Origin of the sequence: Arenimonas sp. (genome assembly GCF_019459675.1) — a bacterium.
Taxonomy (GTDB): domain Bacteria; phylum Pseudomonadota; class Gammaproteobacteria; order Xanthomonadales; family Xanthomonadaceae; genus Arenimonas.
Genome location: NZ_JAIBFH010000130.1, coordinates 1 through 10,975, shown reverse-complemented (window position 1 = coordinate 10,975; position 10,975 = coordinate 1). Strand labels below are relative to the sequence as shown.

General features: G+C 68.5%; 10 protein-coding genes. 7 read left to right on the top strand and 3 right to left on the bottom strand.

Annotated elements, in window-relative coordinates:
- Positions 1 to 283: 283 nt before the first annotated feature.
- The 3 genes from K0M70_RS04685 to K0M70_RS04675 form a co-directional block, all read right to left on the bottom strand.
- Complete coding sequence (locus K0M70_RS04685) at positions 284 to 1,648, bottom strand: DUF1329 domain-containing protein (RefSeq protein WP_290779929.1); 1,365 nt, start codon at positions 1,646 to 1,648, stop codon at positions 284 to 286.
- Between the two features lie 19 nt (positions 1,649 to 1,667).
- Positions 1,668 to 3,698, bottom strand: a complete 2,031-nt coding sequence (locus K0M70_RS04680) for a DUF1302 domain-containing protein (RefSeq protein WP_290779926.1) — start codon at positions 3,696 to 3,698, stop codon at positions 1,668 to 1,670.
- Positions 3,699 to 3,922: 224 nt separating this feature from the next.
- Positions 3,923 to 4,915 (bottom strand): NAD-dependent epimerase/dehydratase family protein, encoded by a 993-nt coding sequence (locus K0M70_RS04675; protein ID WP_290779923.1) that lies wholly within the window; start codon positions 4,913 to 4,915, stop codon positions 3,923 to 3,925.
- On the opposite strand from K0M70_RS04675, the gene K0M70_RS04670 reads away from it, so the two are divergent.
- The 7 genes from K0M70_RS04670 to K0M70_RS04640 form a co-directional block, all read left to right on the top strand.
- Positions 4,893 to 7,658, top strand: a complete 2,766-nt coding sequence (locus K0M70_RS04670) for a monovalent cation/H+ antiporter subunit A (protein ID WP_290779921.1) — start codon at positions 4,893 to 4,895, stop codon at positions 7,656 to 7,658. The genes K0M70_RS04675 and K0M70_RS04670 overlap by 23 nt on opposite strands.
- Complete coding sequence (locus K0M70_RS04665) at positions 7,658 to 8,014, top strand: Na+/H+ antiporter subunit C (protein WP_290779918.1); 357 nt, start codon at positions 7,658 to 7,660, stop codon at positions 8,012 to 8,014. The genes K0M70_RS04670 and K0M70_RS04665 overlap by 1 nt, the downstream gene beginning before the upstream one ends.
- Positions 8,011 to 9,546 (top strand): monovalent cation/H+ antiporter subunit D, encoded by a 1,536-nt coding sequence (locus K0M70_RS04660; protein WP_290779916.1) that lies wholly within the window; start codon positions 8,011 to 8,013, stop codon positions 9,544 to 9,546. The genes K0M70_RS04665 and K0M70_RS04660 overlap by 4 nt, the downstream gene beginning before the upstream one ends.
- Positions 9,543 to 10,028: a Na+/H+ antiporter subunit E gene (locus K0M70_RS04655; RefSeq protein WP_290779914.1), complete on the top strand. Its 486-nt coding sequence runs from the start codon at positions 9,543 to 9,545 to the stop codon at positions 10,026 to 10,028. Before K0M70_RS04660 ends, K0M70_RS04655 begins: the two co-directional genes overlap by 4 nt.
- A 44-nt stretch (positions 10,029 to 10,072) precedes the next feature.
- Positions 10,073 to 10,294 carry a K+/H+ antiporter subunit F gene (locus K0M70_RS04650; RefSeq protein WP_290779932.1) on the top strand — a complete coding sequence of 74 codons (222 nt, stop codon included), beginning with the start codon at positions 10,073 to 10,075 and terminating at the stop codon, positions 10,292 to 10,294.
- Complete coding sequence (locus K0M70_RS04645; protein ID WP_343211191.1) at positions 10,291 to 10,632, top strand: Na+/H+ antiporter subunit G; 342 nt, start codon at positions 10,291 to 10,293, stop codon at positions 10,630 to 10,632. The genes K0M70_RS04650 and K0M70_RS04645 overlap by 4 nt, the downstream gene beginning before the upstream one ends.
- Positions 10,632 to 10,975, top strand: a 344-nt coding sequence (locus K0M70_RS04640; protein ID WP_290779912.1) for an SLC13 family permease, incomplete at its 3' end; no start/stop codon positions are given. The genes K0M70_RS04645 and K0M70_RS04640, both read left to right, overlap by 1 nt.

The window sequence follows — 10,975 nt, the reverse complement described above, 5'->3', positions numbered from 1 at the left end:
CCCCCCGCGGGGGCGGGGCCCCCCGGGGCGGGGGCCCCCGGCCCCGTACCGGGGGGGGGGTCATCGGTGGTTTGTGCGGCGTCTGCCGCAGGTGCCTCGGTCTCGGCCTCGGGCGCCTGTGCCGAAATCGGCAGGGCCAGGGCGAGCAGCAGGGCACTGAACAATTGCGTGCTTCGAAGGGTGGTGCTGGGCATCGTTTCCTCCTGCGCGGCACCCACGTCATGCGGGGCCCGGAACGCAGCCGCGCCCTTTCGGGCGCGGCTGGTGGTCCAACAGCTGTGGATCAGCGCACGCCTGCGGTGCGCAGGTTCTGCGGCGAGTAGTTCGCCGGAGTGCTCTGGTAGCCGAAGTCGCGCGGCTTGTCCTCGTTGTCCAGCAGGCCGGTGATGTAACGGCCGGACTTGAGGTCGTGGTGGGTCTCGAGGGTGGACCAGAAGGTCGGCACCTCGTAGTAGTTGATCGACGGCGCGTCCGAATAGCGCCACAGGTTGCCCTGGCCGTCGTAATGATCGGTCAGCAGGATCTGGTAGCTGTCTTCGTCGAGATAGAAGGTGCGACGGCTGTTGATATGGCGCTGGCCCGCCTTGAGCTTGGCCTCGACCACCCACACGCGGTGCAGCTCATAGCGCATGAAATCGGGGTTGAGGTGGCCCGGGCGGATCAGGTCCTTGACCTTGGCCTTGTCGCTGTGCGCCTTGTACGAGTTGTACGGCACCAGCATTTCCTTCTTGCCCACCAGGGTCCAGGTGAAGCGGTCCATGGCGCCGTTGAACATGTCGGTCATGTCGTTGGTGCGCAGGCCGTCGGACGCGGTACCCGGGTTGTCGTAGGCGACGTTCGGGGCGCGGCGCACGCGGCGCTGGCCCGGGTTGTACACCCACGCCTGGCGGGGAGCGGCCTTGGCGTTCAGCGTTTCATGCACCAGCAGTACCTGGCCGGCCAGACGCGCCGGGCCCAGCACTTCCTGCTTGAAGTACAGCAGGATGTTGTTGATGTTCTCGGTGGTGTTGCCCGGCTTGTAGTACAGGCCCAGGATTTCCTCGCGCAGCTTGATCAGCGTGAACGCACCGCCGGCCGTGGGGGCCGCCTGGTTCGAATAGCTGACCACGGACAGGCCCTTGTACTTGAGCTTGTGGTTCCAGATCAGCTCATAGGCGTTCTGCGGGATCGGGAACGGAATGCCCTCGGCGCAGCCCTGGATGCCTTCACCGTCGGCAACCAGCTTGCAGCTGGTGGCGTTGCGCTTGGTGTAGTCGTAGGTGCGCTGCGGGAACGAGGCGCTGCGGCGGGTCGGGTACACGTCCATGCGGAAGGTCGGGTACTTGGCGAACATCGCCTTCTGGCCCGGGGTCAGCACTTCGGCGTACTGGGCCACGTTGGCCCGGCTGACCTGGTAGAGCACCTTGTCGGCCGCGAACGGGTCCGCATGGAAGGTGCCCACGCGGAAGCCGGCCGGCGGACGGACGATGCCGCCCGTCCACGCGGGGATGGTGCCGGCGGCGTTGCCGGCCTTCTCGGCGCCGATCGGGGTCAGGCTCTGGCCCAGCTTGGCGGCTTCCTGGGCGCTGACGGCGGCCTGGGCCATTCCGGTGGCGAGTACTGCGGCGCCGACCAATGTGGCCAACGCGTGCTTCTTGTTGATTTTCATCCTCTGCCTCCCTGTGGCGTCAGAACGAATACTTGACGGTGAACGACGCAAAGTCGCGGTCGTGGATCTGGCTGTACTCTTCGGCACCCATGAACTGGGTGTAGCTCAGGTCGAAGATAACCTGGTTGAGATAGTTGGCTTCGACGCCGAGGGTGAGCGACTTGCGATCCTCGAGGAAGTTGCCGCCCGGTCCCGGGGTGATGCCGCTGACGTCGTGGTTGAAGGCGACGCGCGGGGACAGCGTCAGCGGGGTGCCGAAGGCGCTGGAGTAGTCGGCGCGCGCTGCGAGGCGGTAGCCCCACGAGAACGCCGTCGGGAAGCCACCCGTACCGGTGAGCGGGTTGCGCAGGCAGCCGAACAGAAGCGCACCCGGGCCGGCAAGGCCGCCCGCGGCGTTGGTGTCGGCGACGTCGCAGCCACCGCCGGTGTCGGTGCCTTCACCTTCGTAACGAAGCTCGGACTGGTCGGGCAGATCCCAGACTTCCGTGCCGCCCACTTCGGCCACCACGGCCACCTGGTCGGAACCCAGCACCTGGGCGAAGGCCTTGGTGAAGGTCATCTGGATCTGGCTCATCTCATGCTCGCGCCAGCCGCGGACTTCCTGGCCCAGGGCGAACTGGCCCAGCTGGCTGTTGAAGCGCAGTGCCGGGGCCGGGATGAACGGATTGAGCGGGCTGAGCGCGGCGAACAGCAGTTCGACGTCGTCCACCTGCAGCGGCGCGTTCGGGCGGTGGCTGATTTCACCCTGCCAGGCGACGCCGCCCGGAAGCGTGGTGTTCCAGCTCAGGCCGAACATCTGGATGTCTTCCGGATACTCGACGAAGAAGCGGCCGCTGGCGGCGCCCACGGCCGGGTTGTTGACGGCGCGACCCGAAAGCAGCGGCACGCGGCTGTGGTAGTTGAGGAAGTAGAAACCGAACTCGGTTTCGTTCAGCGCCTCGGCGTACCAGCGCAGGGCGAGGCCGAACTGGCCTTCGTCGCTGGCGGCACGGTCTTCGATGCGGCCCACGGCGTTGCCGCAGCCGATGGCGATGATCTGCGCGGCGGTGGCCGGGCCGTAGATCGCCGCCAGGTCGGCGAAGCGGTCGCTGGTGGCGAAGCCCGCCGGACCCGCGTAGCAGGTGCTGCCGAAACGCTCGGGGTTGTTGACCGGCTGCGGCGTGGTGCCGAAGCCCAGCATCACGTACGTGCCGCCCGGGGTGCCGAAGTCGTTGGAGCTGAAGTAGGTGCCGGCCGCGTCGACTTCGATTTCCTCGAACTCGAACATGTACAGCGCTTCGAGGGCGACGTTCTCGGACAGGTTGATCGAGCCCCACGCCATGTCGATCGGCAGGAAGGCTTCCTTGAGCTCGGCGCCGGCCACGCGCAGCGCGGACAGGTCGACCGGGTTGATCACGTTGATGCCGTTCTGGATGAACGTGCCTTCGCCCCAGCTGACCACCTGGCGGCCAACGCGCACCGTGCCGCCCAGCGCGCCGTCGTCACCGAGGGTGAAGTCCTTGAACACGAACGCATCGAGCATGCGGAAGCGCTGGCCGATGCGGTCCTTGGCGATATCCGTCAGGTCGTCGCGGTCGGCGTTCTCGAAGTCATAGAAGTAGGTCGCACGGGCGAACGCGCCCCAGGTGCGCCAGTTCAGGCTGATTTCGGAGGTGATCTTGAAGGCGTTGGAGATCGCGTCGCCATCGTCGTACTTGAGGTTGCCGTCGTCACGGTTGGCCGAGAAGCGGCCCGGGGCGGCAAGCTGCGCCGGCGAACCCGGCACGCCGCCGGTGGAACCGCAGCGCAGCGGACCGACCGGGATCGGACCCAGGGGATTGTTCTGCGCGCACAGCAGCGGGTTGAAGAAGGACTTGGCGACCAGGTCGTCGTCGCGTTCCTCGACGCGCCACGAGAAGCCGTACGACACGGTGGTGTCGAGGCTGCCGGTGAGCTCGCCGCGGCTGAATTCGAAAGCCTGCGCGGCCGGGACCATCAGCAGGCCAAGGGCGACTGCGGCGGCCAGCGGGGCACGAGCGACCGGCCCGTGGTGTGCATGGAGTTTCTTCATGGGTGAATCCTCGGGTCAGGGCGTTCGGGCTGAATTTGGAGCACCGCCGGTGGCGGCGGGCGAGTTGGACGGCGGTTGACGCTTCTGTTTGGAATCGTTCTTCATGGCTGTCTGGCTCCCCCCAGACTCTAGAGCATTTCCTCTAGTGATATTAAATGTTCGTTAGGAAAAGGCAATGCTCCCGCGTATGGTGACGCCGTTGGCGAACTTGCTGCACCGCACCATCAGGGTGGAAATGCCGTATCCGAAGGCGCGAAGCCGCGCGGGGCTTGGCCCAGGGCGGTCCGGGCGGGTGCCGGGTCGTACACCAGGTCCTGGTCCAGCCGGGCCATCACACCGCTGCCGGCGCCCCCGAGCCGGCCCAGTGCGCGCAGCAGGCCAACGCCGGCGCGAAAGACCGGGCCAGGAAGCCGGATCAATCTTGCGCCGGGCGCGCCGACCGCCAGGCTGCGCCGAACCATCTCGTCAAACGGCAGGGTTTCCCCGCCCGGGAGGTCGAAGATGCCGGGGCGCGCGGCGTCCGCGCGCAGTGCCGCCAGCACGGCCGCGGCAACGTCCTCCACGTGCACCGGCTGGCGCAGGCCGCCGGCCCTGACCGGCAGCGGCAGCAGCCGCCAGCGTCGGGCCAGGGCCACCAGACGGCTCAGGGTGCGGTCGCGGCCGTTGCCGTACATCAAGGTGGGCCGCAGCAGCGTCAGCGCACAGCCCCGGGCGTCGGCCGCCGCCGCCAGCGCCCGTTCGGCGTCGCCCAGTGCCCGGGCCAGCGCGCGCTCGGCCGGATCGGGCGAGGCCTTCTTGCCGTGGACACTGGTGGATCCGATGGCGACGATGCGCGCCGGCGCCAGCGCCGAGCGCTCGAACCATCGCGCGAAATCATCCAGTGGACCGAGGCTGGCGATCGCGGCGAGCGGCTCGGCGGGATCGATGAATTCCGCCAGTGATCCCTGGCGCCATGACACGCCCGGCAGCGCCGGCCGCACCGCGCGCGAAACACCGATCACGTGCGGATCGGCATCGTCCATCGCGAGCGTGAACGCCTGGCCCAGCGGACCCGAGAGCCCGAAAACAAGCCACGCGTTTTTCGCAGCATCACTCTTACTAGTCATGATCGAAGCATAGCCAAAAGCCGCGCCCATCAACTCGGAAGTTTGGAATTGATGCGCTAGACTTCCGGCAAGCTCTGCAAGGACCGCAATGCTCGAGGCGCTGCTCGCCATCCCCTTCGTCCTGGCCCTGGTGGTCGGCCTGCTCGGCCGCAACCAGCGCCGGACCGCCGCTTGGCTTGCCGCCGCTGCACCGGTGGCTGGCCTGGTGCTGCTGGCGCTGCTGACGCACGGCGTGCTGCACGAAGGCGGCGTGCGCAGCACCACGCCGTGGGTCCCGTCGCTGGGGCTGGCGCTGTCGCTGCGCCTGGATGGCCTGGCCTGGATGTTCGCCGGCCTGGTGCTGGCCATCGGCCTGCTGATCGTGGTCTACGCACGCTACTACCTCAGTGAAGAAGACAGCATGCCGCGCTTCTTCAGCTACCTGCTGCTGTTCATGGGCTCGATGCTGGGCATGGTGGTGGCCGGCAACCTGATCCTGCTGGCGGTGTTCTGGGAGCTCACCAGCGTCAGCTCGTTCCTGCTGATCGGCTTCTGGAACCACCGCAGCGACGCCCGCGACGGCGCCCGCATGGCGCTGGCAATAACGGGCGCGGGCGGCCTGGCGCTGCTGGGCGGCGTGATCCTGCTGGGCCGCATCACCGGCAGCTACGAGCTGGACGTGGTGCTGGCTTCGGGACCGCAAATCCTGGCCAGCCCGCTTTATCCGGCCGCCCTGGTGCTGGTGCTGCTGGCGGTGTTCACCAAGAGCGCGCAGTTCCCGTTCCAGTTCTGGCTGCCGCACGCAATGGCCGCGCCCACGCCGGTGTCGGCCTACCTGCATTCGGCCACCATGGTGAAGGCCGGCGTATTCCTGCTCGCGCGCCTGCATCCGGCCCTGGCCGGCAGCGACCTGTTCTTCTATCTGGTCAGCGGCATCGGTGCCATCACGCTGCTGGTGGGCTCCTGGCACGCCATCTTCCAGCACGACGTGAAGGGGCTGCTGGCCTATTCCACCATTTCGCACCTGGGCCTGATCACGCTGCTGTTCGGCCTGTCGACGCCGATGGCGGTGGTGGCGGGTCTTTTCCACATCATCAACCACGCCACGTTCAAAGCGTCGCTGTTCATGGCCGCGGGCATCATCGACCACGAGACGGGCACCCGCGACATGCGCCGGCTGGGTGGCCTGTTCAAGCTGATGCCCTACACCGGGACCCTGGCGATCATCGCCTCGCTGGCGATGGCGGGCGTGCCGCTGCTCAATGGCTTCCTGTCCAAGGAAATGTTCTTCACCGAAGCGCTTGAGGTGGAAGGCCACACGTTCATGCGCTGGGCCATTGCCGGGGCCGCCGTGGCGGCCGGCGCGTTTGGCGTGGCTTACAGCCTGCGCTTCGTGCACGACACGTTCTTCGGCGAAGGCCCGGCGCGCGTGGAGGGAGCCCCGCACGAGCCGCCCCGCTTCATGCGCATCCCGGTGGAGGTGCTGGTGGTGGTGTGCCTGGCGGTGGGCATGGCGCCCGCCATCACCATCGCGCCGGTGCTGCATGCCGCCGCCACCGGCGTGCTGGGCGAAGGCAACGTGCCGTACTACAGCCTGGCCATATGGCACGGCTGGAACACCCCGCTGATGATGAGCCTGTTCGGGCTGGCGGCCGGCATCGCGCTCTACTTCGGCATCACCCGGCTGATCAACCTGTATGGCATCAGCTACGACTCCCTCGGCCGCCGCGTTTACGAATGGAAGCTGGCAAGCGTGACGCGCAAGGCCGACCGGCTGACCCAAACCCTGGGCAACGGCAGCCTGCAGCGCTACCTGCTGCTGATGGTGCTGGCGGCGCTGGTGATGGGCGCGGCGCCCTTCATCCACTTGTCGCTTTCGCCTGGCCCGGCACAGCCGATGCCGCCGCTGGGCTGGCTGGTGTGGGCGATCGGCGTCGGCGCAACGCTGGCCACGGTGGCGCTGCACCGGCACCGCCTGGTGGCGCTGGTGGTGATGGGTGCGGTGGGCCTGGCGGTCAGCCTGGGCTTCGCGCTGCTGTCGGCGCCCGACCTGGCGCTCACCCAGCTGCTGGTGGAGATGGTCACCATCGCGCTGATCCTGCTGGCGCTCAACTACCTTCCCGATGAGTCTGCGCCTGAGCCGTCGTCGGCGCGACGCTGGCGCGACGCGGTGATTTCGCTGGCCGCGGGCGGCGGCGTGGCGGCGCTGGTTTACAGCGTGATCACCCGGCCACTGGACACGGTCGCCAGCGAAATGCTCGCGCTGTCCGTGCCCGAGGGCGGCGGTGGCAACGTGGTGAACGTGATCCTGGTGGACTTCCGCGGCTTTGATACGCTGGGCGAGATCGCGGTGTTCGGCATTGCCGGCCTGGTGGTGCACGCCATGCTGCGGCGCGCGCGCATGCTGCCCGAGGCCAGGATTGGCGGCGACCGGGATTCGCTGCTGATCCCCAACCTGGTGGTGCGCCTGCTGCTGCCGCTGGCGTTGGCGGTGTCGCTGTATCTGTTCCTGCGCGGCCACAACCTGCCCGGCGGCGGCTTCATCGCCGGCCTGGTGATTGCGGTGCCAATGCTGCTGCAGTACGTGCTCTCGGGTGCAAGCTACGTCGAGCAGCGCCTGGGCTTTGACTATCCGCGACTGATCGGCCTTGGCCTGCTGGCCGCGCTGCTCACCGGCCTGGGCAGCTGGCTGCTGGGCTACCCCTACATGACCAGCCACACCGACTACCTGGCCGTGCCCCTACTGGGCAAGCTGCCCATGGCCAGTGCGATGGCCTTCGACATCGGTGTCTACCTGGTGGTCGCCGCCAGCACGCTGTTGATGCTGGCCATGATGGGCACGGTGAAACGGCCCCTGGACGGGAGGCGCGGCTGATGGAACTGGCGATGGCAAGCTTCATCGGCGTGCTGGTGTCGGCGGGCGTTTACCTGCTGCTGCGCGCGCGCAGCTTCGACGTCATCCTGGGGCTGACGCTGCTTTCGTATGCCGTGAACCTGCTGATCTTCAGCATGGGCCGCCTGGTGGCAGGCAAGGCGCCGATCCTGCGCGACGGCCTGGCGCCCACGCTGGCCAACCACGCCGACCCGCTGCCGCAGGCGCTGGTGCTCACGGCGATCGTGATCGCATTCGCCATGACGGCCGTGCTGGTGGTGGTCGCCGTGCGCAGCCGCTCCGACAGCCGCAGTGACCACGTGGACGGCATCGAGCCGCGCGACAAGGGGCAGGCATGAGCCCTACCGCACACCTGGTGATCGCGCCGATCCTGCTGCCGCTGCTGGCGGCCATCGCGATGCTGGTGATCGGCTCGCGCCGCATCGCGGTGCAGCGCAGCATCGGCCTGTTGTCGTGCCTGGGCATGATCGCGCTGGCCGCGATGCTGGCCTGGCATGCCGACGGCGGGGCCACCACCGTTTACCTGGTCGGCAACTGGCCCGCCCACCTGGGCATTTCGCTGGCGGTGGACCGCCTGGCGGCCATCATGCTGCTGGCCACCTCACTGCTCGCCCTGCCCTGCCTGCTGTTCGCCACCGGCGGCTGGGACCGCCGCGCCAGCCACTTCCACGTGCTTTTCCAGCTGCAGTTGATGGGCCTCAACGGCGCCTTCCTCACCGCTGACCTGTTCAACCTGTTCGTGTTCTTCGAAGTGCTGCTGATTTCTTCCTACGGGCTGCTGCTCAGCGGCGGCCGCGGCCCGCGGCTGCGCAGTGGCCTGCAGTACGTGGCGTTCAACATCGCGGCATCCACCCTGTTCCTGGTGGCGGTAGGCCTGATCTACGGCATCACCGGGGCGCTGAACATGGCCGAGCTGGCGCACCGCGTGGCCCAGGTGCCGGCGGCCGACGCCGGCCCGCTGCGCGCCGCGGCCGGCCTGCTGCTGGTGGTGTTCTGCTCGAAAGCGGCGCTGCTGCCGCTTTACTTCTGGCTGCCCGACACCTACGCACGCAGCCCGGCTGCGGTGGCGGCCCTGTTCGCGGTTATGACCAAACTGGGCGTGTACGCCGTGCTGCGTGTCTACACCCTGGTGTTTGGCGCGCAGGCCGGCGCGCTGGCCGACCTGGCCTGGCCGTGGCTGCTGCCGCTGGGCGCCGCCACCCTGGTGCTGGCGACGCTGGGCGCCCTGGCGGCGGCGTCCCTGAGGGTGCTGGCCGCTTACCTGGTGGTGGGTTCGGCCGCGACGCTGTTCATCGCAGTGGGGCTGGCGAGCGCCGAAGCCGTGGGGGCGGGCCTGTACTACCTGGTGCACAGCACGCTGGTGGGCGGAGCCCTGTTCCTGCTGGCCGACCTGGTGCACCGCCAGCGCGACAATGCCGGCGACAGTCTGCGCAAGCTCGACCGCATGGGTCCCAAGGCCCTGCTGGGAACGATGTTCGCGGTGGCGGCCACTTCGGTGGCGGCGCTTCCGCCCCTGTCGGGCTTCATCGGCAAGTTCGCGCTGCTGGCCGCGGTGCCGGCGGCGCAGGCCACGTGGCTGTGGCCGGTGATCCTGGTCAGCGGCCTGCTGGTGCTGGTGGCGTTGGCCAGCGCGGGCAGCCATTTGTTCTGGCGCGAAGGCGGCGACGAACCGGCACCGGGACGGGTACCGCCGCTGCGCGCGGTGGAAGTGGCCGCCACCCTGATGCTGCTGGCGATGGGCGTCGCGCTGAGCGTGTTTGCCGGGCCCGCGCTTCGCTACGCGCAGGACGCCGGCACGCAGCTGATGGCACCGGCGGACTACATCGAACAGGTGCGCGGCGCCTTGCCGCGCCCGGGGGTGGCGCCATGAAGTCCTGGCTGCCGGCACCGCTGCTGAGCGCGGCGGTTTTCGTGGTTTGGCTGATGCTGGTGGGAACGGTGGAACCAGCCCACCTTCTGCTGGCGGCGACATTGGCGCTGGTGCTGCCGCTGGTGGCCCAGCGGCTGCGGGACGAGCCTGCGCGCGTGCAGCGGCCGCTGGTGGCGGCGCGGCTGGGCCTGCGGGTGCTGTGGGACATCGTGGTGTCCAACATCGAGGTGGCGCGGCGCATCCTGGGCCGCCAATCGCTGATCCATCCAGGGTTCGTCTGGGTGCCGCTGGACATCACCAATCCCCACGGCATCGCCGCACTGGCCGGCATCATCACCATGACGCCCGGCACGCTGTCGTCCGAACTGACCGCCGACCGCCGGCACCTGCTGGTGCACTGCTTCCACCTCGAAGACGCCGACGCCACGATGGCCCAGATCAAGCAGCGCTACGAAACCCCGCTCAGGGAGATCTTCCCGTGATCCAGACCTGCATCAGCCTGGCCCTGGGCGCCTTCGCGCTGGCGATGGCGATGAATCTCTACCGCCTGCTGCGCGGCCCCGGCGTCACCGACCGCATCCTTGCGCTGGACACGCTGTATGTGAACACCATCGCCATGCTGGTGCTGGTGGGCATGCGCGAAGGCAGCACGATCTACTTCGAGGCGGCGGTGATCATCGCCATGCTTGGCTTCGTCGGCACGGTGGTGCTGTCGAAGTTCCTCATCCGCCGGGACATCATCGAATGAACACCGCGCTGGAAATACTGGTCTGTGCGCTGCTGCTGGCTGGCGCCGCCTTCGCCCTGGTGGGTTCCTGGGGCCTGGTGACGCTGTCGGATTTCTTCAAGCGCCTGCACGGCCCCACCAAGGCCAGCACGCTGGGCGTCGGCGGCGCGCTGCTGGCGTCGATGCTGTGGCAGGCGATGCAGGGTGAGCCGAGCCTGCGCGAGCTGCTGGTCACGCTCTTCCTGTTCATGACCGCGCCGGTCAGTGCGCACATGATGGCCAAGGCCGCGCTGGCGCTGGATCCGTCGCTGCGGCCGCCGGTGCCGCCGGCCCCCGACGCGACGGGTGGCCGCGACTAATGCTTCGCCGGCTTGCACTGGCCGTGGGGCCGCTGCTGGCGCTGGCGCTTTACGCACTGCTGGTTTCCGGTGGGTCAACGCATGCGCTGGCGGTGACGGTCGGCCTCACCGCGTGGTGCGCCACCTGGTGGGTGCTCGAGCCCGTGCGCGGGCCGGTAACCGCGCTGCTGCCGCTGGCGGTGCTGCCGGTGCTGGGGGTGCTGGATGCCAAGCAGGTCGCTCAAAGCTATGGCCATGAACTGATCCTGCTGCTGGGCGGCGGCTTCATGCTCTCTCGCGCGCTTGAGCGCAGCGGCGGGGCCCCCCGGGGGGGGCGGGGGGAGGTGGGCCGGGTGAGGGGGGG

Coding starts and splice junctions, on each gene's coding strand:
- K0M70_RS04685 (WP_290779929.1), bottom strand. CDS start 1,648: ATGAAAATCAACAAGAAGCACGCGTTGGCCACATTGGTCGGCGCCGCA.
- K0M70_RS04680 (WP_290779926.1), bottom strand. CDS start 3,698: ATGAAGAAACTCCATGCACACCACGGGCCGGTCGCTCGTGCCCCGCTG.
- K0M70_RS04670 (WP_290779921.1), top strand. CDS start 4,893: ATGCTCGAGGCGCTGCTCGCCATCCCCTTCGTCCTGGCCCTGGTGGTC.
- K0M70_RS04675 (WP_290779923.1), bottom strand. CDS start 4,915: ATGGCGAGCAGCGCCTCGAGCATTGCGGTCCTTGCAGAGCTTGCCGGA.
- K0M70_RS04665 (WP_290779918.1), top strand. CDS start 7,658: ATGGAACTGGCGATGGCAAGCTTCATCGGCGTGCTGGTGTCGGCGGGC.
- K0M70_RS04660 (WP_290779916.1), top strand. CDS start 8,011: ATGAGCCCTACCGCACACCTGGTGATCGCGCCGATCCTGCTGCCGCTG.
- K0M70_RS04655 (WP_290779914.1), top strand. CDS start 9,543: ATGAAGTCCTGGCTGCCGGCACCGCTGCTGAGCGCGGCGGTTTTCGTG.
- K0M70_RS04650 (WP_290779932.1), top strand. CDS start 10,073: ATGGCGATGAATCTCTACCGCCTGCTGCGCGGCCCCGGCGTCACCGAC.
- K0M70_RS04645 (WP_343211191.1), top strand. CDS start 10,291: ATGAACACCGCGCTGGAAATACTGGTCTGTGCGCTGCTGCTGGCTGGC.